Origin of the sequence: Erythrobacter sp., from assembly GCF_036351135.1 — a bacterium.
Lineage (GTDB): Bacteria > Pseudomonadota > Alphaproteobacteria > Sphingomonadales > Sphingomonadaceae > Erythrobacter.
On the sequence record NZ_JAZBON010000017.1, the window covers coordinates 87406 to 113395 of the forward strand.

Below are 25990 nucleotides of genomic sequence, written 5' to 3' on the forward strand. Positions count from 1 at the left end.
CCGCTGCCATGTAGAACAGCCCGGACGAATGCCCCTGCGGAGAGGGACAAGGCGCGTGCCTATAGGTTCCTGCCGGGTGGCTGGCAAGACGACAAATCGAAGGAAAGAATTGAGGTTCAGCCCGCCGCGGCGATCCGCATCGGTGCGCCCTCGTCATCCACCGCGTCGCGGCCGTAAATGTCGGGGCGGAACACGCGCCCATTCTCTTCGGGCCAGGCCGTAAGATAAGTAATGAAAAGCGCCACGGGTTCGGCTAGCGGAACCTCGTGCGCGGGATCCTCGCTGCTGGAGACGACGTCCGAGCCGAACAGCCAGCGACCGAGCCGGGCCGCATCCTCCAGCCGGACGCAGCCGGCGCTGAACAGTCGGCTGTCTCGATCGAACAGCTGGGTGTGCGGCGTATCGTGGAGATAGATCCCAAGGTGGTTGGGAAACATGAACTTCACATCGCCCATTGCGTTGTACGGGCCCGGCTTCTGGACGACGCGAACGTCGTCCTCGCCTTGCATCACCGCGCGCCAATCGACCCCGCGCGGGTCGAGCAGTCTCGCATCCTCGTTGTAATCGGAAAGAACCTGATAGCCGGCGCGCCGCAGATAGCCCGCGCCTTGCGCCGCGGCGCGGCGGGCGACGCCGGTCTGGATAAGGTCTGAGGGCAGGTTCCAGTAGGGATTGACCTCGGCCCGCCGGATATAGGCGGCAAGTGCGGGGGTAGGCATGGCGCGCTTTCCGACGATCGCCTTCATCGCATCGACTTCGCGCTCCCCATCGAACATCGAAAGGCGCTGCGCGGCGACGTCGACGAAGACGAAGCGGGCGGGCAGGTCTTGCGGGATCGCTCGGGCGCGCTCGATATTGCGATCGAGAAGGGCAAGGTAATGCGCCGCGCCGCGATTGAGCGAGTCGATCAGTTCACGGTCGGCTGTATTGCCTGCCTCAAGGCCGTGGAGATCGCGATACCGGGAAACCGCTTCACCGAGCGCTTCATCGAACCGGTCTCCAGCTCCAAGGCCCAACCGAGCGCGCAGCGCGGCAACATCGCCGCCACGCATTCCGCGAGTCAGCTCGCGCTCGTATTCGAGGTGGGTTTGCGGCAGGTCGGCATAATTGTCCGCGTAAGTCTCTTTTGCGGCGATCAGCCGATCGACCAGAAAATTGTGGTTTTCAGCTTCGCCGCCCGGATAGGGGCGAAGTTGCGGATCGACATAGTGCATCTCGCTCTCGTTCCCGGCGACCTCTTCGATCGCAATCGGCGGCGCAAGCGCGGCAGACGCAGGACTTGCCGGTGCCTCCGCCGCGACCGGGGACGACAAAAGGGGCAGCAACACGCATGTCGCTGCCCCGATCGATCGGGCGATAAATGCTGTCACGTTGTGATTATCCGCGTTCGCCGTAGCGCGCCGACAGATAGCGGCGATCGGTGTCTTCGCTTTCGCGATCGAACGTCACATCACTGATCATGCCGCGCGTGTCGGTGACGCGATAGGTCGAACCATCAAACAGGCTCGAATTGTAGCCATAGCAGCGATCGAGCATATCGTCTTCCTCATCGATGCAGAAGCGGTCGCCGGTGATTTCGTAGCGCGCCTGACGCATGGTCCCGTTCATTTCACGAATGTCGGCGGTGCCGTCGGTGCGGAACGTGATTTCCTCTTCCATACCGTCCGAAGACCGGAAAGTTGCGGTCTGCTCCTCTTGCAGCTCGTAGCTGCCGTCGGTGTCAGAGTAGGTTACATAATCGTCGTCGCTGTCGACATCGACGTCCATGTCCTGGGCGATGGCCGGGGCGGCGGGGAGGGCGATGGCAGCGGCTGCAATCAGTGCGGTTCTCATGGATGGTTCTCCAGTTTTCCTTGTTGAAAGTTACACCCATTCCAACGGAGGGACTGTGTCGGAGTTCCGAGATAAACCCCGGTAAACAGGGCGTTTCCCCCGGACACGCCACGACGAACCGCGCTGAGCGAACGACGGATCGTTGGGCTGGCGAGGGTGGCTCAAACGGTTTAGCAACGCTCCCGATGGCCCACCCCGAAGAGCAATATCTCGCCCTCATGCGCACCGTCTGGGAGACCGGCAGCGAGCGCGTGGATCGCACCGGGATCGGCACGCGCTCAGTCGCCGGTGCAATGCTGCGATACGATCTGGGCGACGGCGCCATGCCGCTGCTGACGACGAAGCGCGTCTACTGGAAGACGGCGACCCGCGAGATACTCTGGTTCCTGACCGGCGAGACCAATATTCGCCCGCTCGTGCTCCAAGGGGTGAAGATCTGGAACGAGTGGCCGCACGCCCGCTTTGTGCGCGAAACCGGCGAGGACATCGCGCTCGAGACTTTTGTGGCGCGGATCGCCGAGGACGAGGCATTTGCGCAGCGCTGGGGCGATCTCGGGCCGGTCTATGGCAAACAATGGGTCGATTGGCCGACTTACGAACGGCGCGCGGATGGGCTTTACGAGCGCGGGCCGGGGGTGAACCAGGTGCGCGAGGTGGTCGAGAGCCTGCGGAGCAATCCCGGCAGCCGCCGTCACATCATCGAGGGGTGGAACGTCGCACAGCTGGATAATATGGCGCTGCCGCCGTGTCACAAGACCTATCAGTTCCACGTCGCCGGGGACCGGTTGAACTGCGTCCTTTATCAGCGCTCATGCGACGTTGCGCTCGGCCTGCCGTTCAATCTGTGGTCGGCCGCTCTGCTCACGCGGATGATGGCTCAGCAAACGGGGTATGAACCGGGCGAACTCGTGTGGATGGGAGGCGATGTGCACCTCTATCTCAATCACGAACATCTCATCGCCGAGCAATTATCGCGCGTTCCCTCGGGCCATCCAACGCTGACGATCAATCGGAAGCCGGAAACAATTTTCGATTACGAGATCGGCGATTTCGAGGTGCATGATTACGCGCCGCAAAGCCCGATCCGCGCGCCCGTTGCGGTGTAAGGTCCGGCGCTTGACCGGCCCCATGCGCTGACATAGGCGAGCCAGCGCATCCAACGCTGGGAGAGCAAGCCTATGGTCGATCCGGCCGAACCGTCCCCAAAAAGCGCCGCCGGAGACAATCGTCCCGCGCTCGCCCTGCATGTGCCCGAGCCGAAATATCGGCCCGGCGATCCGGTGGATTTCGGCGACATCGATATTGGGGAGCCGGGCGCACAGCCGCGCCCAGACGAAAGCGCCGACCCCGCGTCGATGAAAGAGCTTGCCTACGGTCTGGTACGGGTGCTCGGCGATGATAACCGCGCGCACGGTCCGTGGGACCCGAAGCTCGATGCCGATACCTTGCGCAAGATGCTCGGCCATATGGCCATGGTGCGCGCTTTCGACGAGCGCATGTTTCGCGGGCAACGGCAGGGTAAGACCAGCTTTTACATGAAATGCACCGGGGAGGAGGCAACTTCGGTGGCCGCCTCCATGGCGCTGGCATCGGACGACATGGTGTTTCCGAGCTACCGTCAGCAGGGCATCTTGATCGCGCGCGGCTACCCGCTGATCGAGATGATCAACCAGATCTACTCGAACAAGGGCGACAAGCTGAAGGGCCGGCAGCTGCCGATCATGTATTCGAGTCGCGAGCATTCGTTCTTCTCGATCTCCGGCAATCTGGCGACGCAGACCCCTCAGGCGGTAGGCTGGGCAATGGCGAGCGCGATCAAGGGCGACAGCCGGATCGCGGCGACCTGGGTGGGCGAGGGGTCGACTGCGGAAGGCGACTTCCACTCCGCCTGCACCTTCGCGACCGTTTACAACGCGCCGGTCATCCTCAACGTCATCAACAATCAGTGGGCGATCTCGAGCTTCAGCGGGTTCGCCGGTGCCGAACGCACCACCTTCGCCGCGCGCGCGCTGGGTTACGGGCTCGCAGGGCTGAGAGTCGACGGCAACGATGCGCTGGCCTGCTATGCCGCACAGCAATGGGCCGCGAACCGGGCCCGGGCAAACCAAGGTCCAACCCTGATCGAATTCTTCACATACCGCGCCGAGGGCCATTCCACGTCGGACGACCCCAGCGGCTATCGCAGTGCGCAGGAACGCGAGGAATGGCCGCTTGGCGATCCAGTGATGCGCCTGAAACGTCACCTCATCGAGATTGGGGAATGGGATGAGGACCGGCAGGCAGAAATGGACCGCCGCTGTGCCGAAGAGGTCAAGGCCACCACTAAGCAAGCCGAAAAGAACGGAATTCTCGGCCACGGCCTGCACCACCCGTTCCGCACGATGTTCGAAGATGTGTACGAAGAGCTGCCCTGGCATCTCAAGGAACAGGCCGAACAGGCCATGCACGAGCGCAAGACCAAATTCGGCGAAGAAAGGCCGTGGGAATGAACGCCGAAGCCAAGACCGAACCGGCCGCGCAGGCGGAAAGCGGACGCCGCATCAACATGATCGAAGCGATCAACGAAGCGCTCGACATCATGCTGGGGCGCGACGACGACGTCATCGTGATGGGCGAGGATGTCGGCTATTTCGGCGGCGTGTTCCGCTGCACCGCAGGGCTTCAGGAAAAGCACGGCAAGACGCGCGTCTTCGATACGCCAATCAGCGAATGCGGGATTATCGGCGTCGCGGTCGGCATGGGCGCGTACGGCCTTCGCCCCGTGCCTGAAATCCAGTTCGCCGATTACATCTATCCCGGCCTCGACCAGTTGATCAGCGAAGCAGCGCGGCTGCGCTATCGCTCGGCAACGGAATATATCGCTCCGTTGACCGTTCGCTCGCCCTTCGGCGGAGGCATTTTCGGCGGACAGACACATTCGCAAAGCCCGGAAAGCATCTTCGCCCATGTCGCCGGTTTGAAAACGGTGATCCCCTCGACTCCACACGATGCCAAGGGCCTGCTGATCGCCGCGATCGAGGACAACGATCCGGTTATCTTCTTCGAACCCAAGCGCATCTATAACGGCCCGTTTTCCGGGTATTACGACAAGCCCGTCGAACCCTGGAAGAAACATGCCGATGCCGAGGTGCCGGAAGGCTATTACCGCATCCCGCTCGGCAAAGCGCGGGTGGTGACCGATGGTGATGCGCTCACCATCCTGACCTATGGCACGATGGTGCATGTGGCCAAGGCGGTGTGCGAGCAGAAGGGCGTAGCGGCGGAGATCCTCGATCTGCGCACGCTCGTTCCGCTCGACATTGAAGCGATTGAGGCGTCGGTGAAGAAGACCGGGCGCTGCCTGATCGTCCACGAAGCGACGCGCACCAGCGGCTTCGGCGCGGAACTGTCAGCGCTTGTGACCGAGCGCTGCTTCTACCATCTCGAAGCGCCGGTCGAGCGAGTGACCGGTTTCGACACTCCCTATCCGCACAGCCTCGAATGGGCCTACTTCCCCGGCCCTGTCCGCATCGGCGAAGCGCTCGACGAAATTCTGAAGGACTGACACGAATGGCCAAGTTCACGTTCAACATGCCCGATGTGGGTGAGGGCGTCGCCGAGGCGGAGCTGGTCGAATGGCACGTCAAGGTCGGCGATGCCGTCTCCGAAGATCAGCACCTCGTCGATGTCATGACCGACAAGGCGACGATCGACATTGAAAGTCCGGTCGATGGCAAAGTTACCGAGGTCGCGGGCGAGGTCGGCGATGTGATCGCGGTCGGCTCGATGTTGCTTGTGATCGAGGTCGAGGGTGAGGTGCCTGAGGATGCCGATGAGGGGGATGCCGAAGCGGGGGATGACGCCCACACGACGGACGAACCCGTCGATTCGCCGATGAGCAAGGCGACGGAAGAGCGGATCGAGGTCGAGAACTCTGATTCGTCGGATGCTGACGACGCGATGGCAGCGGACCCCGAGCCGGCTCCGGCCCAGCCGACCGAGCCCGCACCCTCCCCGTCCCCGGCTGCGAAAGTCTTGGCCTCTCCCGCCGTGCGCAAGCGCGCGAAAGATTTGGGCGTCGATCTCGCCGAAGTGAAGCCCGCCGAAGACGGACGTGTGCGCCACGGTGATCTCGATCAGTTTCTCGCCTACAATTCCGGCGGCGGTTTCTCGCCAGCGGGCCGGGCACGCGAAAACGAGGCGATCAAGGTCATCGGTCTGCGAAAGCGCATCGCGCAGAATATGAGCGCCGCCAAGCGCCACATTCCGCACTTCACCTATGTCGAGGAATGCGACGTCACCGCGATGGAAGCAATGCGTGCGGATCTGAATAGCGCGCGCGGGTCCAAACCAAAGCTCACGATGCTGCCCCTGCTGATCACCGCGATCTGCAAGCTGGTGCCCGATTTTCCGATGATCAATGCCCGCTACGACGATGAGGCGAATGTTGTGACCCGGCACGGCGCGGTGCATCTCGGCATGGCGACGCAGACCGATAACGGCCTGATGGTGCCTGTGATACGTGACGCGCAAGGGCGTAATCTGTGGCAGCTTGCGAGCGAGATCGGCCGTCTCGCCGAAGCCGCGCGCGACGGTTCGGCAAAGTCGGAAGAGCTGTCGGGTTCGACACTCACGGTTACCTCCCTGGGGCCCTTGGGCGGCGTGGCGACGACGCCGGTCATCAATCGTCCCGAGGTCGCCATCATCGGCCCGAACCGCATCATCGAGCGCCCGATGTTCGTCACCGACGGGCAGGGCGGAGAACGCATCGAAAAGCGTAAGCTCATGAATATTTCGATCAGCTGCGACCACCGTGTGGTCGATGGATATGATGCCGCGCTCTTCATCCAGGAGATGAAAAAGCTGATCGAAATGCCCGTCCTGCTGCTTTCGGACTGAAGTTATCAAGCGCCGCGCAAAAGGGCCGTTGACACCCTCTGCCAACGCTCCTATCTGCGCGGCTCCCAAGAGGCGCTGACCGCCAAATATGCGCGGGTGTAGCTCAGTTGGTTAGAGTATCGGCCTGTCACGCCGAGGGTCGCGGGTTCGAGTCCCGTCACTCGCGCCACTTGGGACCTTCCTTCAAAATGCACGTCGGATTGCACTCCCGGAAACGGCTGTGTCCATCATTGGGCGCGTTCGGCAAGCGCGGCGAGGTTCGCCTCGTGCTGTGCCTTGTCGATCTTGTAACGCGACAGACAGAACAGCGCCGCCATCCACAAGACCAGTAGCGACGGTGCGTAGGCGGCGCCCAGCCACCACAGTGTCTCTTCGGGCACCTGCGAGAGTTCTGCGCCTTGCGGAAAGGAGATAAGCGACAGGATCAGCCCGGCGCTCAACACGCCGAGCCCCTGCGTCGTCTTTCGGGTGAAGGTCATGGCGGCATAATAGACGCCTTCGCTGCGGCGTCCCGTCTTGACCTGATTCGATTCGACGAGATCCGCGATCATTGCATAGGACAGCATCTGAACCGCGATGATCAGCGCTAGATCGATCAGGTTTATGCCGAGCAGCAAGGGAAACAGGACCGGATCGCCATTTTCGGGCATCAGCCCGACGAGCCGCAACAGATAGGGCGCCGGCTGGATGGTGAAGGCGAGAAGCCCAAGGAGGATCGTCGCCCGCTTCTTGCCCAGCTTACGTCCGACAATGGGCGCGATGATGAGAGCTAGGCCGGCGGAGAAGAAGACTGTCGATGTCCAGATGAAGATCTGCTCTTCCGACAGGCCCCAGAAATAGTTGAGCATCAGAAAGGCGAGTGAGGTGTTGAGCCCGAGCGCGACCGAGAAGATCACGGTAGCGATGAAAAGCGCGATAAAGCTTCTCTCGCTCAGGGTCTCGAACATCTCGCGAAAAATACGAGCAAGGCGGAAGGGTTCGGTCCGCGCTGGCGGTGTGCTGAGTGTCGGGATGCGCCGGTGGGTCACCATCGCCGAAACTATGATTGCCAGGAACATGACGATGCTGGCGATGATGCCGTAAGTCTCGAACCCCTCGCGGTCGCGCATGCCCAGCGGCCCAGTCAGCAACACACCGAACATCACGACGCTCATCAGATTGCCGCCCGCCCAGCCGAAGAACAGTCGGAAGGACTGGAGGCTGGTGCGCTCTTCGTAATCGCGCGACAATTCGGGAAGGAGCGCCGAAGACGGCGTTTCATAGGCGGTGATGAAGGTGCGTATCAGGATCGCGAGAAGGGTGAGATAAAGGAAGAGCCCTGTCTGGCCGAGATCGGGCGGGTTCCAGAGCAGGAAATATGTCATGCCTACGGGAATGGCGGCCGCATACATGAAGGGGTGGCGGCGGCCGAGGCGCGAGCGGAAATTGTCCGACCAGTAACCCATCAGCGGGTCGGAGACCGCGTCGAATATCAGCGCAATCAGGATAGCAAGGCCCACCAGACCCGGTTCGAGCCCGATCACCGTACCGTAGAACAGGAGGAGAAAGTAGTTGAAGCCCCCTTCCTTGATGCCCAGCGCCGACGCGCCGAAACCGTGCGCCAGCTTCAGGCCGAGGGTGGGCGGGGGCGGATTTGGAGAAGCCTCATCGGACGCGCTGCGAGATACAGGGGGTGGTGGCTCTGTACCCTTTCCGGCCAGGCTTGCCATCGTGCCTCTCCCTCTCCTCGCGCCAAGGCAAGGCTAGGTGCCGCGTTAGGGACTGGCAATAAGCAATGCCGAAAGGATGATGGGAGACGCGCGGTTCCCGGACCTCAATCGCTTTTGGGCGGCGGCGACCAACGTCCGGTTTCCATCCAGATCAGGAAACGCTTGAGCGGCAGGAGCCAGACAAGGCCGAGGACGAGATAGACGATCGTCTGCGCCCACCACGGCCAACTGCGCAGTGAATCCGCCAGAGTGACGGCGATGAGCACGCCGTAAACGATCAGCCCCACAAAAAGGCCGATAATGCCGATCGGAATTCGCCAGGTCGGGGTTTCGCGCATCAGTTCAATCCGTAAATTCGTGTCGGGGTGACAACTGCGTCGAGCGCGATGTCATGGGGTTCTTTTGGAAGATGATCGTAGCATTGCACATCCCATGCCAGTCCGATCGCTAGTCTACCTGGGTGCTCTGCCAGCCAGCGGTCGTAATGCCCGCCGCCCTGACCCAGCCTGTGAAGCTCCGCAGTGAAGCCGAGAAGAGGTACGAAGAGAATGTCGGGCAGGATGTCGGGTGCGGCCGCGTGCGGTTGAGCTATACCAAAGGGCCCTGGCTCAAGGTCGGTTTCTCCATGCGGATCGGTGTGCCGGCGAAAGGTCATCGCAGCGCCTGCACCAGCGAAATGGGGGAGGGCAATGGTGTGTCCGGCCTCATGAAAGAACCTGGCATACCCGCCGGCGGGCGCTTCGCTTTCGGTCGCGCTATATAGGCCAATCACCGTCTCGTCGCCGATGCGCGCAAGGAGCGGCGCTGGAGGGCGATGAAACAGGAGTGCGCGAATGGCGTCAGGCTGCGCGGCCACATGCTCGCGCCGGGCGTCGCGCAGGGTTTTGCGAAGGTCGCGCTTGGTGGTGGCTTGGTCCATGAACTGCTTCGCTATGCTCGCGATGAGGGAGCCAGAGAACGGTCCTAATGGACCGTATGGCCGGTTGGCTGTCCCTGAGGCGAGGACGCTCGCCCCCATAGGTGAGCGAAGAAAAATGACGGGACCACCATGGGTCGGTGCCGCGAAATCCTCTGACGCCTAAACGTCAGGTGGGCGCCGTATATCCCGGTCCCACGGCCGAACCGGTAGACCAGGACAGGGACAGCTCCCTAGGATTGCTTATAGCCTCAGGGATGTTCTTTGGCTCGTGCCGGGCAGCCCCGCCGTAAAGGGATTTAGTGGGTGTGCGCACCTGCTTCAAGCCATGGCGGCTGAGGGGGCGTGGCGGCGGAGTTCAGCGACGTCCTTCTAGCGCTTTTGCCGCCGCCTCGGCGCGCAATGCGAGCTTTTCGAGCGTTTCGGCGAGCGCGTCGGAATGCGCTTCGCTTTCGCCGGGACCGCCGAACAGGTCGTGCTGGTGGCGGGCGGCCTCTTTTAGCTCGGCAATTTCGCTCTTGAGACGCGCGTTTTCCCTGCGGGCGTGTTCCTCGGCCTTGCGCAGAGTTTCAATTTCGGCATGAAGTTCGGCGCGGCCGTTCCCCGATTTTTCGCGTGCTTCGCGCAACCGGGTCTCGGCCCGGCGCTGCGCGTTGGCGGCGTCATTACACGCCTGTTCGGCTTCGCTGCGCGCCTCTCCCAGCGCGACATCCGCCTCCCTTGCCTGCGTCCGTGCTTCGTCCAGTTCGTCGGCGAGGAATAGGGCGGCCAGCACCAGATTGTCGGCTTCCTGCGCCGCGCGCATCGGACCGAGCTTTGCGTAATGCGCGTCGATAACCTCGCCCAGGCGACGCACCTTGTCCGCATCTTCGGGCGCGCAGGCGATCGCATATTTGCGCGGGCCAACGGCGATGCGCACGTCACTCACCGGAAAGCTCCTCGATCAGCGTATCGATTTCGCCAATCGTATCAGCGACTTCTTCGCGTAATCTTTCATGCGCATTGACGAGCGCGAGAACGCGGTCCGAACCGGTATCGGCTCGCGCTTCGTGCCCGGTTTCGGCCCGCTCCGCACTCAGATCGAGACGCGCCGCATCGATCCGCTCGACCGCGGCCTTCAGGCGGGACATCGCAGTCTCTATCCGGGACGCGCTCATCGCCGCTTCGAAATACCCGTTTTCCTGCCATTCGCAAAGGTTTGGCGCTGCCTGTTGATAAGTGTTCTGTCCAGTTGTGCTGCCAACGTGGCCAACCGATTCATCAAAGCCGCAGCGCAACCATTGCCGGACGGGCGCGCCAAGTTGTTGACCTCTACCGGCGGCTCGGCAATGGCAGGCGCTGCCGCGACTTCGGGTTCGACTCGACTTGATGGCGCAGCCAGCGTGCAGCGCCCGATCGCTGCGCGGCCCACCGGTCGCCCCGCATTCCAGCAGGAGCAGTTAGACACGACATGAGCATCGATCCCGACCGTCTCCAGCCGATGGCAAATGCCATTCGCGCCCTGTCGATGGACGCGGTGCAAGCGGCCAATTCTGGCCATCCGGGCATGCCGATGGGGATGGCCGACGTCGCGACCATTCTGTTCGACCGGCACCTGAAATTCGACCCCAGCCGCCCCGATTGGGACGACCGGGATCGATTCGTCCTGTCGGCGGGTCACGGCTCGATGCTGCTCTACGCACTGCTTCATCTGTCCGGCTATGCCCGGCCGACGATGGACGACATCCGCAATTTTCGCCAGCTCGGAAGCCCTTGTGCGGGGCACCCGGAAAACTTCCTGCTCGAAGGCGTCGAATGCACCACCGGTCCGTTGGGCCAGGGACTTGCCATGGCGGTCGGCATGGCGATCGCGGAACGGCATCTGAATGCAGAGTTCGGCCGCGATCTCGTCGATCATCGCACCTGGGTGATCGCCGGCGACGGATGCCTGATGGAGGGCGTGAACCACGAAGCGATCGGGCTCGCCGGGCATCTCAATCTGGGCCGGCTTATCGTGCTCTGGGATGACAACTCGATCACCATCGACGGCACCACCGATCTCTCCACCAGCGAGAACATCCGCGCGCGCTACGAGGCGACCGGATGGCATGTCGTGAACTGTGACGGGCACGATTTCGATGATATCCACCGCGCGCTGAAAGAGGCGAAGGAAGATGACCGTCCCTCGCTCGTCGCCTGCAATACGATCATCGGCAAGGGCGCTCCCAACAAGCAAGGCACCAGTGCCACCCATGGCTCTCCGCTCGGGGCGGAAGAAGTGGCCGCGGCGCGCCGAATGCTCGACTGGGACGCGAAGCCGTTCGAGATACCGAATGCGATCCTTACCGATTGGCGTTCGACAGGCGATCGCGGGCGCAGCGCACAAGCGGAATGGCAGGTGCGGCTCGACGGTTCGGAAGATCGCGACGCTTTCGAACAGCGAATGGAAGGCGTGGCCGAACACACTGCTGCCGCGCTGCAAGGGCATATCCGCGCGCTGGCCGCCGACCCATCCAAGGTGGCAACCCGCAAGGCGAGCGAGATGGCGCTCGGCCCCCTTACCGAAGCCTTGCCGCAGCTGATCGGCGGTTCGGCCGATCTCACCGGATCCAACAACACGAAGACCGCCTTCACCGAACCGATGACGGCAGACGATTATGCCGGCCGTTACATTTACTACGGGATCCGCGAGTTCGGCATGGCGGCGGCGATGAACGGCATGGCGCTGCATGGCGGGATCGCGCCATATGGCGGGACTTTCCTGATATTCTCGGACTATTGCCGCAACGCGATCCGGCTTTCCGCATTGCAAAAGGCAAATGTTGTTTACGTGATGACACATGATTCGATCGGACTTGGCGAGGACGGTCCGACCCATCAGCCTGTTGAGCAGCTGATGAGCTTGCGCCTTATGCCCAATCTCAATGTCTATCGGCCGTGCGATACGATCGAGACCGCCGAATGCTGGCAGTTGGCGCTCTCCACCTCGGATACGCCTGCGATCCTGGCGTTGTCGCGACAGGGGTTGCCGCAATTGCGCGGCGATGGCGATGCGGAATGGAGCGCCGACAAGAACCGCTGCGCACGCGGCGCCTACCGCCTGCGCGCCTCCGCGCTGGCCCGCCGCGTCGTACTTCTCGCTACCGGCAGCGAAGTGGCGCTTGCCGATGCTTGCGCCGAAGCTCTCGAGAAAGACGGGATAGGCGCCGATGTCGTCTCGATGCCCTGTCTCGAGCTGTTCGACGCCCAGGACGAGAGCTACAGATCGGATCTGCTCCCGCGAGATGCGTTGCTCGTCTCGATAGAGGCCGGCGCGACGCTCGGTTGGGAGCGATATACCGGTCGAGACGGACTCAATATCGGCATCGACAGCTACGGCGCATCGGCCCCGGCGGCGGACCTCTTCGCCCACTTTGGTTTCACCGCTGAGGCGATCGTCCCGCAGATCCGAGACGCGCTAAAAGACTAGAACACAAGACAGACTGAGGAGACAAATCCATGGCCACGAAGGTTGCCATCAACGGATTCGGGCGCATCGGACGCCTGGTCGCACGCGCATTGCTCGAGCGGTCCGACCATGATTTCGAACTGGTCGCGATCAACGATCTTGCCGACGCGAAGGCCAATGCGCTGCTGTTTGCGCACGATTCGATCCATGGCCGCTTCGCCGGCAATGTGAGCGCTGCGGACGATGCGATCGAGGTCGACGGCCGAACGATCAGGGTCACCGCCGAACGCGAACCGGGCAAGTTGCCGCATAGCGACATGGGCGTCGACATCGTGCTCGAATGCACCGGTTTCTTCCAGTCCGACGAGGCCGCCCGTCCGCATATCAGCGCAGGTGCGAAGCGGGTGCTGATCTCGGCTCCGGCCAAGGGTGTATCCAAGACCATCGTTTACGGCGTCAATCACGAGACGCTGACGGCTGCCGATGACGTCGTCTCGAATGCGAGCTGCACGACGAATTGCCTCGCGCCGATCGCCAAGGTTCTGAACGACACGGTGGGGATCGAGCGCGGCTTCATGACGACGATTCATTCCTACACCAACGATCAGCGCATGCTCGATCAGGTGCACAAGGACCTGCGCCGCGCGCGCGCCGGTGCGGCAAACATCATCCCAACCACAACCGGCGCCGCACGCGCGGTCGGTCTGGTTCTTCCAGAGTTGGACGGCAAGCTCGACGGGTCTAGCGTCCGGGTGCCGACGCCCAATGTCAGTCTCGTCGATCTCGTGTTTCAGCCCGGCCGCGACACGGATGCGGACGAACTCAATGCGGCGCTGAAGAAGGCCGCCGAAGGGCCGATGAAGGGGGTGCTCGACTATACCGATCAGCCGCTGGTCTCGAGCGACTTCAACCACCAGCCCGCAAGCTCCACGGTTGATAGCCTCGAGACGAGCGTCATGGATGGCAAGCTCGCACGCGTGGTCAGCTGGTACGACAACGAATGGGGCTTCTCCAATCGCATGATCGACACCGCCGGCGCGATGGCGAAGCTGCTTTGAAAGGCAGGCCCGGAGTTTCGTCGTGACCCAATTCCGCACCCTCGACGACCTGCCCGGCGACCTGACCGGAAAGGTTGCGCTGGTCAGGGTAGATCTCAACCTGCCGATGAAGGACGGGTCGGCCACGGATGTCACCCGGGTCGAGGCGGTCAAGCCGACTGTCCTCGAATTGTGCGAGAAAGGGGCGAAGGTTCTGCTCCTCGCCCATTACGGGCGACCCGGGGGCAAGCGGCATTCGACCATGTCGACCAGCTTTATCCAGGGCGACGTCGAAAAGGTTCTCGGCAAGGAAATCATGTTCATCCCCGAAGTCGCGGGTCCGGTGGTCGAACAGGCGCTCGGAATCTTGCGCGCGGGCGACATCGGTCTCCTAGAAAACACCCGCTTCTGGCCGGGCGAGACCGAAAACGATCCCAACTTCGCGAAAGCGATCGCGTCGCATGGCGACTTTTACATCAACGACGCCTTCTCGGCCGTACACCGCGCTCATGCTTCGACTGAGGGGATCGCCCATCATTTACCCGCCTATGCCGGCCGCGCCATGGCGGCCGAGCTGGAAGCGCTCGATGCGGCGCTTGGCAATCCCGAAACCCCGGTCGCCGCGATCGTGGGCGGGGCCAAGGTCTCGACCAAGCTCGATGTGCTCGAAAACCTTGTCAGCCGCGTCCAGCATCTCGTGATCGGCGGCGGCATGGCCAACACCTTTCTCGCCGCGCGCGGGGTCAATGTGGGCAAGTCGCTTTGCGAGCACGATCTGGCCGACACGGTCACCCGCATCCTCGACGAGGCCGATCACGCCGGCTGCACGGTGCACCTACCCTATGACGTGCTGGTCGCGGAGAAATTCGAAGCGAACCCGCCATCTTTGCGCACCAGCAATGTGCACGAGGTGCGGCCGGATGAGATGATCCTCGACATCGGCCCTCAGGCGACCGAGGCGCTGGCCGACGTGCTGAAGACTTGCCGCACGCTGATCTGGAACGGCCCGCTCGGTGCCTTCGAAACCCCGCCCTTCGACGCGGCGACGATAGCGCTCGCCCACCATGTCGCCGCGCTGACGCAGGAAGGTTCGCTGACTAGCGTCGCAGGCGGTGGAGATACCGTCGCAGCCCTTTCGCAGGCGGGAGTGACCGGCGACCTTACCTACGTTTCGGCTGCCGGCGGCGCGTTTCTCGAATGGATGGAGGGCAAGCGCCTGCCGGGCGTCGCCGCGCTGGAAAAAGCGGACGACTGATCATGGCCGATCTCGACGCCGAGTTCCTGGCCCGCGAAAATGCGTTGATGAAGGCCTGGATGCACGCCGATGTGTCGGCGCTCAAGACGCAGATTGCACGCGGTGGCTTGATTCTCGTTGGTTCGACACCTCCGGTCCTGCTCGATCGGCCCAGCCTCGTCGCAGCCGCGGAAGGCGGACTGCGTCTCACGGGCTTTCGTTTCGATCAGACGACTGCGCGGCAATATGACGCGAATGTGTGGTTTTCGGGCGATGTCCAACTCGAGCTCGATGTCGGCGGACGCGAATGGACGGGGCATTTTCTGATAACCGATCTTTGGCGCAAGGGGCGGCTGCGGCGGCGCTGGCAACTGGTCGAGCGCAGCCTCGCGCCGCTGCGCGGTGACGGCTCCTTTTCCGCGCGCCTTCGCGCGCTGCAATTATGGCGATAGGGCAAGCGGGAAGGACTATTCAATTGAGCGATACCGATATTGCTGAAGGCTATGGCTCGATGTCCTTACAACCGGACGGAGAGTTTTCGGGGTGGCGCTTCTGGGACGGCGACCCTTATGAGAACCGCTCAGGTCCGTTTTACATGCGCCGTGAAGAAGACGGTTCTTATTTAAGTGCCTTTCGCGCCGGTGATCGTCACATGAACGGTGGCGGCTTCCTTCACGGTGGCTGCCTTATGACCTTCGCCGATTTCGCGCTGTTCGCGATTGCAAATGACGAATTGGGGCAGGGCGAGCACGCCGTAACGGTGAATTTATCAGGCGATTTCCTCGGTGTCGTCGAGCGAGGCGCGCTAATCGAGGCGCGCGGTGAAGTCACGCGGGGCGGAGGCAAGACGATCTTCGTGCGTGGGCTCGTCACCGCCGACGGGGCACCAGCGCTGAGCTTCACCGGCATCATCCGCAAATTTTCGGCCCGCCAGCCCGACGCTTAGCTGTTTGTATCCGGGCGCACGTCGTACCGAGCACCGAATTTCAGGCGGTTGCGGGCCATCGACCATAGGCGTAGAGCGCAGCATATCCCCTATTGTAACAACGCCCTATTCGAGGAAGCTCAGTCCGTATGAACCAAGAACAGATGTCCGACAAAATCGCTCATGGCAATGGTTTCATCGCTGCGCTCGATCAGTCCGGCGGCTCCACGCCCAAGGCGCTGCGCGGCTATGGGGTCGACGATGCCAGCTGGTCGAACGAGGACGAAATGTTCGCCGCGATCCACGCGATGCGGAGCCGGGTCATCACCGCGCCATGTTTCGGCCAAGGCAAGGTTATTGGCGCTATCCTGTTCGAAAAGACGATGGACGGCGAAGTCGACGGACGCTCGACCGCGGACGCATTGAAGGACCGTGGGATCGTTCCCTTCATCAAGGTCGATCAGGGACTGGCCGAAGAGGCGGGCGGGGTGCAGCTGATGAAGGAGCTGGATAAGCTCGACGCCCTGCTTGCCAAAGCGAAGACGCGCGGCATGTTCGGCACCAAGATGCGATCGGTCATCAAGTCTGCGAACGAGGGCGGCATCAACCGGCTCGTCGCACAGCAATTCGAGGTCGGCAACCGGATCGCCGATGCCGGGCTGATGCCGATTCTTGAGCCCGAATACGACATTACCGCGGGCGACCGGGCGCAGGGCGAGGACATTCTGCTCGCCGAGATCCAGAAGGGGCTCGCCGCACTGCCAGAAGGCAGGCAAGTCATGCTCAAGCTTTCGATCCCCGAGCGGCCTGGCCATTACAACACGCTGGTCGAGCATCCGCATGTGCTGCGCGTCGTTGCCCTCTCGGGCGGCTATTCGACCGACGAGGCTTGCGAGAAGCTCAGCAAGAACCCCGGCATGATCGCCAGTTTCTCGCGCGGGCTGCTGCAGGATTTGCGCTACGACCAGTCGGACGAGGAATTCGACCGTGCGCTGGCCGCTGCGATCGATAAGATCGTCGATGCGAGCCTCGCCAAGTAGGCCGTTTTGACGACGCGGTCAGCGCGCGCGACGCTCCGGAATGAAGGCGATGTCGAGCGCGTATTCGTCGAGGCTCAGCGCGCCGCGAAAGCGGGGCCGCGTGCCCGGATCGCGCAGCAGGTAATAGCCCCCGGGCACCGCGACCGGCTGCCCCAGGCGAAGAACCACTTCGCGCGGAATTGCACGCTCGTGCAGGATGATCGAAATGCGCATATCCTCGGGCCGGTAGCAGAAGCGCGGATCGGCGCAGCGCTGGTCGCGCACGACGCCGAACGGGGTGAGCTCATGGGGTCCGAGCTGCGCACGCTCGAAGAAACGCAGGCCGGTGACCCGATCTGCTGCGAATTGTCGCGCTTCTTGCGCGGCGACCGGTGCTGCGGCGAGCACGGTGACCGTCAAAAGGGCGGCAAGGGATGAGGGGACGCGCATAATCGAAAGTCCTTTCAACCATCGCCATAGCACGGATACGCTCAGCCGTGCCTACGCCGCGCGCGCCCCTGTCCCGCCGCCGGACAATTAGCGCGCGGTTGGCCCGGCAAAGAACCTTACGCTAAGGCGCACGAATGAGCGATATCGACACCCAACTCTACCTTATTTCCCCGCCGGAGACCGGCGGCAGTTTCCCGTCGCGCCTCGAACGCGCGCTGAATGCAAGCACAGGGCTGGTCACCGCCTTTCAATTCCGGGTGAAGGACGTCGATCAGCACGAGGCGGCACGGCTCGCCGGACCTTTGCACGAGATCTGCGCGAGCCGGGACATTGCCTTTATCGTCAACGATTCGATCCCGCTTGCGAAACGGCTGCGCGCCGACGGGGTGCACCTCGGCCAGGGCGACGGCGATCCCGCCGAAGCACGCGAGGCGCTTGGGCGGGAGGCGCAGATCGGCGTGACCTGCCACGCCTCGAAACATCTCGCGATGGAAGCGGGCGAGGCGGGGGCGGACTATGTCGCCTTCGGTGCGTTCTTCGACAGCACAACGAAGAACAAGGGCGATGCCGAACGTCCGACGCCCGAGCTGATCGAATGGTGGGCGCATCTGTTCGAGCTTCCGGTGGTCGCGATCGGCGGCATCACGCCTGAAAATTGCGCGCCGTTGGCAGATGCGGGGGCGGACTTCCTCGCGGTGTCGGGCGCGGTTTGGAACGCACCCTATTGGGCCGGGGAAGGCGCCGACGAAGTCACCGCAATCAAGGCTTTCGCGGCAAAACTGCGATGAAATGGGCGGCGGGCCTCGCCGCACTTGCGGGGCTATGGCTCACTGTCGTCGCGGTATGGGTCTGGATCGGTCCGCCGCAGGATGCGGGTGGCCGTGCCGACGCTGCGATCGTACTCGGGGCCGCGGTGGATGGCGACGTTCCCTCGCCGGTCTTCGCCGCACGGATCGATCACGCGATAGATCTGTATCGCGAGGGGCGTGTCTCGCGCCTGATCTTCACCGGCGCCCGATCGTACGAAGACACCGCTTCCGAAGCCGCCGCTGCGCGCAGCAGGGCCTTAGCGGCAGATATTCCGGCTGATGCTATCGCCGTCGAAGAACGCTCGCATACCACGCGGCAGAATCTCATCGAAGCGCGGGCCTTACTGAACGCGGAGGATCGCCGGGTGCTGATCGTCTCCGATCCGCTGCACCTGCGCCGCGCGGTGATGATGGCGCACGATCTGGGCATCGACGTTGTCGCCAGCGCCACGCCCTATTCCCGCTATCGCAGCTGGCGCACGCGGCTGCCCTTCCTCGCGCGCGAGGTCTATTTCCTCCATCACTACTGGCTGTTCGAGCAATAAGAGTCCTGTGGGGGAGCCGAATGACGCCCCCGGCGTTCCTGTAGGAAATCGATCGTCAGGAGAGATGTCGCATGAACCGTTTAGTCCCAACCTTCGCAGCGGCCAGCGCGCTCATGCTCGCCGCGGCCTGCAGCACCGACGCCGAAGACAGCGTTGCAGAGGAAGCCGCGCAAACATCGGGCGCCGAGGAAACGGATTACGGCTACGAAACTTACAGCGAGGACAATCTCGCCGATACGATGGCATCCAACGACCCCGAGATGGATGGCGACGCCACCCCCGCGGCCTCGGGCGCGATGAGGACCTCATCCGCCCCGCCGACCGACGGTGCATCGCCCATGCCTGCGAGCGCCGGAGACGCTAATGCGCAAAGTGCGGCCCCCGACAGCGAAGATCGCGAGATCATGCGATTGCAGGTCGTGCTCGACCGCACCGGTTTCGGGCCAGGGGTGATCGACGGGGCGATGGGCATGTCGACCCGCAACGCGCTCGAAGGGTTTCAAGAGGCGAACAGCCTCGATGTGACCGGCGAACACGACGCGGCGACGAAGGAGGCGCTTGCGCGGTGGGACAACATTCCCGCGACCCGCATGGTCACCATCCCGCAGGGCTGGAGCGATACGAATTTTACCGACATTCCCGAAGACAACGCCGCCAAGGCGGAACTCGAGAAGATGGGTTACAGCTCGCTCGACGAGAAACTGGCCGAACGGTTTCACACGACGATCGACGTGCTGAAGGAGCTCAACCGCGGCGGGCGCCCTGCCGGGGATCGGTCAACCGATGGCGAGCAATCGGCGCAGGGTGATAATGCATCGGGTCAAGGCGCGAGCTTCTTCCGCGCCGGCCAGCAGGTCCGCGTACCTAATATCGGCGGCATTGGATCGCACCCGGCAGTATCGATGATCGTGACTGGCAGCGCACGCTCGCCTCGCTCGGCGTCGGTACGGATCAGCCCGAAGTCGATCGCATCGTGGTCAGCAAGTCGGAAGATACGCTCAGAGCCTATCAAGGCGACAAGCTGGTGGCGCTTTTCACGGTGACCTCGGGCAGCGCGCAATTTCCGCTGCCACTCGGGGAATGGGATATCGTGGGCGAGGCCTACAACCCGCCCTACAGTTACGATCCTGAGGTGCTGGGACAGGGCGATGGCGAAACCTACACGTTCCCTCCGGGACCCAATTCGCCCGTCGGAGTGGTGTGGATCGACCTTTCCAAGGAGCATTACGGCCTCCATGGCACGCCCGAACCCGAAACGATCGGGCGCGCGCAATCGTCGGGCTGTGTTCGGCTGACCAACTGGGACGCCGCACGCCTCGCACAGATGGTTTCCCAGAGCACACAGGTAATTTTCGAAGCCTGAGCGTAAGAGGTGCGGCCAAATGCAATTCGCAGACCGGTTACTGACAATCGTCATAACGATAACAATGACATCGGCGGCGTGGATCGTCTTCGGAGGGACCTGGTTCGAGCGCGCCGAGGATCGTCAAAGCGCAGACGAATCGTCGGCGCCCTCTGTGGAAGAACCCGGCGGCGTTGATGGAAACGGCGCGGTGTCAGACCTGGAAGACAACCTTCCTGCCAACGCCCCGCCACCCGAGGGCCGCCCAGGCGCGAATGACCCGCGGACGGTAGCCGGGGGCCCGATCATCCCTGTCGAAGGCATCGCGGCCGACGAGTTGACCGACACCTTCCTCGACGCACGCGGTGGCGGGCGGGTGCATGAGGGGATCGACATCATGGCGCCGACCGGCACCCGTGTAGTAGCCATGGCGCCCGGAACGGTCGCCAAGCTTTACAGGGAGGGGCCGGGCGGCAATTCGATCTATGTGCGCAGCCCTGACCGCTTGCAGGTTCATTACTACGCCCATCTCGACGCATACGCCCCTTCCTTGCGTGAAGGACAGCAGGTCCGGGCCGGACAACAGCTGGGGACGGTGGGCAGCAGCGGCAATGCCGATCCCGCCGCCCCGCATCTTCATCTCGAAATCATGCGCACGAGCGCCGACGCGTCGTGGTGGGAACCTTCGAATGCGGTCAATCCCTATCCCATCCTGCGAGAGGCGCGGACGGTGTCGGCGACGCGCTAAATTTTCGCGAAATCAGCGGCGTCTGTCGGAGAGGCGGGTGCAGAGAATGTCGCTTATTTCGCCCAACGCATCGAGCTTTCGCAACTGATTGTCGCCGATACGCTCGAACCGTTCGCCCTTCTTTGGGCCGCGGGTGAAGGTCAGGTCGCTGCCGCGCAGGATATAGGTGCCGGCGCCCGCCATGCTGGTGTAGCGCGAGGCGGTGCTGATGCGGAAGTTTTCCTCGGCGACGACGGTATAGGGATCACCGCCCGCATCTCCCGGCAAGGCGCATTGATAGTCGCCGTGAGGTAGAACGCGCAGCATACCGCCGCCCGGCAATGGCGCGCGCGACTGGCCGAGCACAGGGCCGCCTGCAGCGACGATCGCGGCGACAAGCGCGAGGAGGATGATATGAGGCGTCTTCATGTGGTCGGTTACTTTCAATCGGGCCGTCTTACCCCTCGCGCAACATACATACCAGCGCCTTAACCATGTTACGTTGCGGCACTGTTGCTCGCTGCCGCCCACGCGCCTTGCTCAGCCGGCAGGGAGCCGCTATTGGCGCGCCACATCAAAGCGCAGCCCGCCCATAGGCCCGGCGCGCCTCTCTCTTGTCCAAGGCATCCCTTCATGAAGATCAGCGGCGTCGACATTCGTCCCGGCAATATCATCGAATATGAAAACGGCATCTGGAAGGTTGCCAAGATTCAGCATACGCAGCCGGGCAAGGGCGGCGCCTACATGCAGGTCGAGATGAAAAACCTGCAGGATGGTCGCAAGACCAATGTCCGTTTTCGCAGCGCCGATACCGTCGAAAAGGTGCGCCTCGACACGCAGGACTACCAGTTCCTCTATGAGGACGGCGATATGCTCGTATTCATGGACCAGAGCACGTTCGAGCAGATCAATCTGCCCAGCGATCTCCTCGGCGACGCGCGCCCGTTTCTTCAGGACGGAATGCAGGTGAAGCTGGAGCTGTGGGAGGAAAAGCCGATCAGCGTCGAACTGCCGCAGCAGGTCGAGGCCGAAATCGTCGAGGCCGACGCGGTGGTGAAGGGGCAGACCGCTTCGTCCAGCTACAAGCCTGCCATGCTCGACAATGGCGTGCGCATCATGGTCCCCCCGCATATCGAAAGCGGCACGCGGATTGTGGTCGATGTCTACGAGCAAAGCTATGTCGGCAAGGCAAGTTGACCTCGCATGAGTATGTTTTCAGGCCTTATTCGCGTGATGGAACGCGCCGCGCGCAAAGCGGGCGGGCGGCTCAGGCGCGACTTCGGTGAGGTCGAACATTTGCAGGTCAGCCGCAAGGGGCCTGCCGACTTCGTTTCCAAGGCCGATATGCGCGCCGAGCGCACGATCTATGACGAACTGACACATGCGCGTCCCGGCTGGGGCTTCGTCATGGAAGAGGCAGGCATTATTGAGGGGGACGAGGGCAAACCCCGCTGGATCGTCGACCCGCTCGACGGGACCAGCAATTTCCTTCACGGCATCCCCCATTTCGCGATTAGCATCGCGGTGCAGGAGCCGCGGCTGGACGGCAGGGACTGGGGCGACGTCACCGCGGCCGTAGTCTACCATCCGATCAACGATGAGACCTACTGGGCCGAGAAAACCCGCGGCGCATGGCTGCAGGATGCGCGGCTGCGCGTCTCGGCGCGGCGCAACCTTTCCGATGCGCTGATTGCGACCGGCATCCCCTTCGCAGGACATGGCGACATGGGCGAGTGGAGCCGCATCTACGGCGCGATCGGACCGGAGGTCGCCGGCATCCGCCGGTTCGGCGCCGCATCGCTCGACATGGCCTACCTTGCGCAAGGGCGTTTCGACGGCTTCTGGGAAAGCGGCCTCAACGATTGGGACACCGCGGCCGGATGCCTGTTGGTGCGCGAGGCGGGCGGGTTCGTCTCCGACTATCGCGGTCGCTCGCAGCCGATCCATTCGGCTCAGGTTCTGGCGGCGAACGATGCGTTGCATTCAAGGCTGCACAAGCTGCTCGCCGGATCGCTGCGTTAAAGCTCTCCGTCATTCCCGCGAAGGCGAGAATCCTTAGAAATGCTGCGTTAGACCAATTTGGTCTCTGGCATTCGCGGAGGAAGACAAAGTTTGAAAAGCAATCTGGTCGATCGTCGATCGAAACCGATGGTTGTGATGGTGCCCCTGGCCCGACTCGAACGGGCACTCCCGAAGGAAAGCGATTTTGAGTCGCTCGCGTCTACCAATTCCACCACAGGGGCACATGCCTGAGGCGCCGAGGCTGTTAGCGAGCCGCGCGATCTTGCACAACCCGTCGCGCCCGCGCTAGCCGCGCGCTCGACATGGAAACGCCCTTCGAAACCGGTCCGGCGCGCTACCAGCCGCCACCAAGCTATCCCTATGCGCGTGATCCCAAGCTGCGCTTCGATCAGCGGCGGCTCGCACGCGTGGTTGGTTTCTTCGCCTTCTCGATGCCGATCGTGCTCGGGCTGGGCGGTTATTCGCTTGGCCGTTTCAGAGTCGCCCTTTCCGATTACTATTACGAGCCCATTGTGCTCGGCGACTTTTTCGTCGGTTGCCTAGTTGCGATCGGGGCGCTGCTAATGGCCTATCGTGGCTGGACGCCCAAAGTCGCGCAATTGGCAACGCTTGCGGGGCTGGCAGCGCTTGTGGTTGCCTTCGTGCCGATGGCGGGTTGGATAACCGGCTGCCGCGAGCTTGGCCCCGATGCGACCTGTGCCGATCCCACGACCAGCTTTCCCGAGATCGGCTACTGGGTTCATGCGAGCGCCGCGGGTCTCCTGTTTGCGATCCTCGCCTTCTTCTGCCTCTTCGTTTTCACCAAGGTGCCTGGCGGCAGGGACATGACGCCAGCTAAATGGCGGCGCAACGTCATCTACATCCTGTCCGGCCTCACCATCGCGGTGAGCGCGATCGCCATTGCGCTCGGCGACAATCTGGTCGGGCCGGCCTGGCGCGCGAACAACCTTACTTTCTGGGCCGAAGCGCTGATCCTTGCCGCCTTCGGTGTTTCATGGATGACGCAGGGCCGCGCGCTTGGACGGCTTTCTGATCCGCAGGATCACGCTGATGCGAAGGCGGCCCGCGAGGCGCGCGGACGCCAGCTTAACCTGTTCGGCTTCGGACCCTCCTAGTCCACTTCGCGCACCGCGCTGCTGCTACGATCAAAACGCTTGCCATTGCGGCGGCAAATTGAGACATCCGCGCCCTGCGACGAACCAAATGCTAGAGATCCCCTCCTATCACGCCATGGCTGCAATGGCCGTTACCGTCGCGATGTTCGTCGAATTCGTGCGCGGGCGGCTGTCGATCGAGATCGTGTCGCTGTTGACGATCGCCGTGATCGCGGTCGGGCTCTATTTCTTTCCGCTCGAAGGCACGCGGCCGATCGACGGGCTAGCTCTCGCCTTCGGCGGCTTCGGCCACTACGCCCTCATCACGATCTGCGCCTTGATGATCATGGGGCGGGGGTTGGTGGTGACCGGCGCGCTCGACCCTGCGGCGCGAGTGCTCGAGCGGGTTTTCAAATTCAATCTGCAGATCGGCCTGCTCGTCTCGCTCGTCATCGCGCTCGTCTTGTCGATGTTCATCAACAACACGCCCGTTCTGGTGCTGATGATTCCCATCTTCGCAGCTTTGGCGAGCCGGGGCGCGCTGCCGACGTCGAAGACGCTGATGCCGCTCAACGCCGCCTCGCTCCTGGGCGGGCTGTCGACGACAATCGGAACCTCGACCAACATCCTGGTGGTTTCCATCGCGGTTGATTTGGGCATGCGAGAGATCGGAGTGTTCGACTTCACCCCGATCGTGCTCATCGCCTGCCTTGTCGCGCTGCCCTATATGTGGCTGGTCATGCCGCGCCTGCTCAATGACAACACCGCCGAGACATCGGCGGGCGCGCGCATGTTCCACACGCGGCTGCGCGTCGGCAGCCAGTCCTTTCTCGCCGGCCAGGAGCTTGCCGCGGTGCAGGACAAGTTGCCCGCCGGCATCACCTTCCACAGCCCGCCGCTCGGACCGATGCAGCCGCAGCAGCGACTGCACATCTCCGGCAGTCACGAAGCGCTCGAGGATGCGACCAGAGCATTGAAGGGCGAACTTGCCCCCAGCTGGGTACTAGACCGTATCAAGCGCACCGCATCGTCCCGCTCGCTAGATGTGATGGTGGTCGAGATGACGGTGACCGGTGATTCGCGGCTCATTAACCGCACACTGCCCTCTTCCGGCATCGCCGATCTCTACGGCGTCGCGGTGCTTGGCATCCATCGACCCGAGCGCCTGTTGGGCGAAAAGCAGCAATATTCCGAAGGCGGCGACCTGCGCATCGTCGAGGGCGACGTGCTGCTAGTCATGGGGATCGAGCCCGACCTGCAGGAATTCGCCCGCGCCGACAGTCTGTTAATGCTGGAAGGCGCGCGCGAGCTGCCGCGCCGGTCGAAGGCGTTGCTTTCGGCCGCGATCATGGGTTTTTCGGTCTTTACCGCGGCGGTCGGAATTTTCCCGATCGCGATCTCGGCGCTGGCGGGCGCGATCCTGATGTTCGTGACCGGCTGTGTGAAGTTCGACAGGGTCGGGCGCGCGCTTTCGGGCCAGGTCATCGTGCTGGTTGCCGCGAGTATCACGATCGGACGTTTCATCGACGAGAGCGGGGCGGCGGCATGGCTTGGCGAGACATTGTCGCTCGGTCTCGCCTATCTTCCTCCGGCGCTGGTGCTGGCCGCGATCATGGCCTTCGTCACCGTGCTGACCAACTTCGCCTCCAACGCGACCGCGGCAACGGTCGGCACTCCGATCGCCTTCAGCATCGCTGCGCAACTGGACCTGCCGCCCGAGCCGCTTGTGCTGGCCGTGCTGTTCGGCTGCAATCTGTGTTATGCGACCCCGATCGCCTATCAGACCAACATGCTGATCATGGCGGAGGGGAAATACGAATTCGTTGACTATATCCGCACCGGCGTTCCGCTGGTGGTGATCATGGTGGCGACGCTGTCGATCCTGCTGGTGCTATCCTACGGACTTTGATGCGGGGTGGCATTGGTCCGCGGCCCGCCAAAGCTTCGCTCGATATCGTCTCGAGCTGCATGAAGTAACGGCCACCGGATGCAAAGCACGATGGCCTGCTTCCGGCGGCCGCAT

Annotated in this window: 28 protein-coding genes, 2 tRNA genes and 1 other RNA gene; 20 read left to right on the forward strand and 11 right to left on the reverse strand. The window is 62.8% G+C overall.

What is annotated here, in order from left to right; genetic code table 11:
• Window positions 1-116 precede the first annotated feature (116 nt).
• Together V2I30_RS05125 and V2I30_RS05130 are read right to left on the reverse strand one after the other, a co-directional pair.
• Window positions 117-1328 carry a L,D-transpeptidase family protein gene (locus V2I30_RS05125; RefSeq protein WP_330661002.1) on the reverse strand — a complete coding sequence of 404 codons (1212 nt, stop codon included), beginning with the start codon at window positions 1326-1328 and terminating at the stop codon, window positions 117-119.
• A 49-nt stretch (window positions 1329-1377) separates the two neighbouring features.
• On the reverse strand, window positions 1378-1833 hold the full coding sequence (locus V2I30_RS05130; RefSeq protein WP_330661003.1) for a hypothetical protein: 456 nt from the start codon (window positions 1831-1833) through the stop codon (window positions 1378-1380).
• A 185-nt stretch (window positions 1834-2018) separates the two neighbouring features.
• On the opposite strand from V2I30_RS05130, the gene thyA reads away from it, so the two are divergent.
• From thyA to V2I30_RS05155, 5 genes are all read left to right on the forward strand, one after another.
• Window positions 2019-2939, forward strand: coding sequence for a thymidylate synthase (gene thyA, locus V2I30_RS05135; RefSeq protein ID WP_330661004.1), 921 nt, complete (start codon window positions 2019-2021; stop codon window positions 2937-2939).
• Between the two features lie 72 nt (window positions 2940-3011).
• The gene (locus tag V2I30_RS05140) at window positions 3012-4322 is read left to right on the forward strand and encodes a 3-methyl-2-oxobutanoate dehydrogenase (2-methylpropanoyl-transferring) subunit alpha (RefSeq protein WP_330661005.1); all 1311 of its coding nucleotides are present in this window, start codon (window positions 3012-3014) and stop codon (window positions 4320-4322) included.
• Window positions 4319-5377, forward strand: coding sequence for an alpha-ketoacid dehydrogenase subunit beta (locus V2I30_RS05145; protein WP_330661006.1), 1059 nt, complete (start codon window positions 4319-4321; stop codon window positions 5375-5377). The genes V2I30_RS05140 and V2I30_RS05145 overlap by 4 nt, the downstream gene beginning before the upstream one ends.
• A gap of 5 nt (window positions 5378-5382) precedes the next feature.
• On the forward strand, window positions 5383-6711 hold the full coding sequence (locus V2I30_RS05150) for a dihydrolipoamide acetyltransferase family protein (protein WP_330661007.1): 1329 nt from the start codon (window positions 5383-5385) through the stop codon (window positions 6709-6711).
• A 92-nt stretch (window positions 6712-6803) separates the two neighbouring features.
• A tRNA-Asp gene (locus V2I30_RS05155) sits at window positions 6804-6880 on the forward strand.
• A gap of 58 nt (window positions 6881-6938) precedes the next feature.
• Here the strand turns inward: V2I30_RS05155 and V2I30_RS05160 are convergent.
• From V2I30_RS05160 to V2I30_RS05180, 6 genes are all read right to left on the reverse strand, one after another.
• Window positions 6939-8420, reverse strand: coding sequence for an MFS transporter (locus tag V2I30_RS05160; protein ID WP_330661008.1), 1482 nt, complete (start codon window positions 8418-8420; stop codon window positions 6939-6941).
• A 104-nt stretch (window positions 8421-8524) separates the two neighbouring features.
• Window positions 8525-8758 (reverse strand): DUF2842 domain-containing protein, encoded by a 234-nt coding sequence (locus V2I30_RS05165; RefSeq protein WP_330661009.1) that lies wholly within the window; start codon window positions 8756-8758, stop codon window positions 8525-8527.
• On the reverse strand, window positions 8758-9339 hold the full coding sequence (locus V2I30_RS05170; protein ID WP_330661010.1) for a 5-formyltetrahydrofolate cyclo-ligase: 582 nt from the start codon (window positions 9337-9339) through the stop codon (window positions 8758-8760). The genes V2I30_RS05165 and V2I30_RS05170 overlap by 1 nt, the downstream gene beginning before the upstream one ends.
• 117 nt (window positions 9340-9456) lie before the next feature.
• A non-coding RNA gene (gene ssrS, locus V2I30_RS14910) (6S RNA) lies at window positions 9457-9624 on the reverse strand.
• Between the two features lie 70 nt (window positions 9625-9694).
• Window positions 9695-10264: a hypothetical protein gene (locus tag V2I30_RS05175; RefSeq protein ID WP_330661011.1), complete on the reverse strand. Its 570-nt coding sequence runs from the start codon at window positions 10262-10264 to the stop codon at window positions 9695-9697.
• Window positions 10257-10466, reverse strand: coding sequence for a hypothetical protein (locus tag V2I30_RS05180; protein WP_330661012.1), 210 nt, complete (start codon window positions 10464-10466; stop codon window positions 10257-10259). Before V2I30_RS05180 ends, V2I30_RS05175 begins: the two co-directional genes overlap by 8 nt.
• A gap of 320 nt (window positions 10467-10786) precedes the next feature.
• On the opposite strand from V2I30_RS05180, the gene tkt reads away from it, so the two are divergent.
• From tkt to V2I30_RS05210, 6 genes are all read left to right on the forward strand, one after another.
• Window positions 10787-12784, forward strand: coding sequence for a transketolase (tkt, locus tag V2I30_RS05185; protein WP_330661013.1), 1998 nt, complete (start codon window positions 10787-10789; stop codon window positions 12782-12784).
• A gap of 29 nt (window positions 12785-12813) precedes the next feature.
• Window positions 12814-13821, forward strand: coding sequence for a type I glyceraldehyde-3-phosphate dehydrogenase (gap, locus tag V2I30_RS05190; RefSeq protein ID WP_330661014.1), 1008 nt, complete (start codon window positions 12814-12816; stop codon window positions 13819-13821).
• 22 nt (window positions 13822-13843) lie between these two features.
• Entirely contained in the window at window positions 13844-15055 is a 1212-nt protein-coding gene (locus tag V2I30_RS05195) for a phosphoglycerate kinase (protein WP_330661015.1), read from the forward strand.
• Between the two features lie 2 nt (window positions 15056-15057).
• Window positions 15058-15486 (forward strand): DUF4440 domain-containing protein, encoded by a 429-nt coding sequence (locus V2I30_RS05200; RefSeq protein WP_330661016.1) that lies wholly within the window; start codon window positions 15058-15060, stop codon window positions 15484-15486.
• Between the two features lie 23 nt (window positions 15487-15509).
• Complete coding sequence (locus V2I30_RS05205) at window positions 15510-15980, forward strand: PaaI family thioesterase (RefSeq protein WP_330661017.1); 471 nt, start codon at window positions 15510-15512, stop codon at window positions 15978-15980.
• A gap of 128 nt (window positions 15981-16108) precedes the next feature.
• Window positions 16109-16999 (forward strand): fructose bisphosphate aldolase, encoded by an 891-nt coding sequence (locus V2I30_RS05210; RefSeq protein WP_330661018.1) that lies wholly within the window; start codon window positions 16109-16111, stop codon window positions 16997-16999.
• A gap of 18 nt (window positions 17000-17017) precedes the next feature.
• Here the strand turns inward: V2I30_RS05210 and V2I30_RS05215 are convergent, their stop codons facing one another.
• The gene (locus tag V2I30_RS05215) at window positions 17018-17428 is read right to left on the reverse strand and encodes a hypothetical protein (protein ID WP_330661019.1); all 411 of its coding nucleotides are present in this window, start codon (window positions 17426-17428) and stop codon (window positions 17018-17020) included.
• A gap of 134 nt (window positions 17429-17562) precedes the next feature.
• Here V2I30_RS05215 and thiE point away from each other — a divergent pair, with 134 nt between their 5' ends.
• The 5 genes from thiE to V2I30_RS05240 all read left to right on the forward strand — a co-directional run bounded on the left by thiE (window position 17563) and on the right by V2I30_RS05240 (window position 20872).
• The gene (gene thiE, locus V2I30_RS05220) at window positions 17563-18216 is read left to right on the forward strand and encodes a thiamine phosphate synthase (protein WP_330661020.1); all 654 of its coding nucleotides are present in this window, start codon (window positions 17563-17565) and stop codon (window positions 18214-18216) included.
• Window positions 18213-18782, forward strand: coding sequence for a YdcF family protein (locus V2I30_RS05225; protein WP_330661021.1), 570 nt, complete (start codon window positions 18213-18215; stop codon window positions 18780-18782). Before thiE ends, V2I30_RS05225 begins: the two co-directional genes overlap by 4 nt.
• Before the next feature lie 71 nt (window positions 18783-18853).
• The gene (locus V2I30_RS05230; protein ID WP_330661022.1) at window positions 18854-19825 is read left to right on the forward strand and encodes a peptidoglycan-binding domain-containing protein; all 972 of its coding nucleotides are present in this window, start codon (window positions 18854-18856) and stop codon (window positions 19823-19825) included.
• Window positions 19807-20145, forward strand: a complete 339-nt coding sequence (locus V2I30_RS05235) for a L,D-transpeptidase (protein ID WP_330661023.1) — start codon at window positions 19807-19809, stop codon at window positions 20143-20145. Before V2I30_RS05230 ends, V2I30_RS05235 begins: the two co-directional genes overlap by 19 nt.
• A gap of 190 nt (window positions 20146-20335) precedes the next feature.
• The gene (locus V2I30_RS05240; RefSeq protein ID WP_330661024.1) at window positions 20336-20872 is read left to right on the forward strand and encodes a M23 family metallopeptidase; all 537 of its coding nucleotides are present in this window, start codon (window positions 20336-20338) and stop codon (window positions 20870-20872) included.
• A 12-nt stretch (window positions 20873-20884) separates the two neighbouring features.
• Here V2I30_RS05240 and V2I30_RS05245 read toward each other — a convergent pair whose 3' ends face one another.
• Window positions 20885-21280, reverse strand: a complete 396-nt coding sequence (locus V2I30_RS05245) for an elongation factor P (RefSeq protein WP_330661025.1) — start codon at window positions 21278-21280, stop codon at window positions 20885-20887.
• Between the two features lie 204 nt (window positions 21281-21484).
• On the opposite strand from V2I30_RS05245, the gene efp reads away from it, so the two are divergent.
• Together efp and V2I30_RS05255 are read left to right on the forward strand one after the other, a co-directional pair.
• Entirely contained in the window at window positions 21485-22048 is a 564-nt protein-coding gene (gene efp, locus V2I30_RS05250) for an elongation factor P (RefSeq protein ID WP_330661026.1), read from the forward strand.
• A 6-nt stretch (window positions 22049-22054) separates the two neighbouring features.
• Complete coding sequence (locus tag V2I30_RS05255) at window positions 22055-22873, forward strand: inositol monophosphatase family protein (RefSeq protein WP_330661027.1); 819 nt, start codon at window positions 22055-22057, stop codon at window positions 22871-22873.
• A gap of 136 nt (window positions 22874-23009) precedes the next feature.
• On the opposite strand, the gene V2I30_RS05260 is transcribed toward V2I30_RS05255, so the two are convergent.
• Window positions 23010-23094 (reverse strand) — tRNA-Leu (locus tag V2I30_RS05260).
• A gap of 81 nt (window positions 23095-23175) precedes the next feature.
• On the opposite strand from V2I30_RS05260, the gene V2I30_RS05265 reads away from it, so the two are divergent.
• Window positions 23176-23988: a hypothetical protein gene (locus V2I30_RS05265; protein WP_330661028.1), complete on the forward strand. Its 813-nt coding sequence runs from the start codon at window positions 23176-23178 to the stop codon at window positions 23986-23988.
• Between the two features lie 88 nt (window positions 23989-24076).
• Window positions 24077-25876, forward strand: a complete 1800-nt coding sequence (locus V2I30_RS05270) for an SLC13 family permease (protein ID WP_330661029.1) — start codon at window positions 24077-24079, stop codon at window positions 25874-25876.
• Window positions 25877-25990 lie beyond the last annotated feature (114 nt).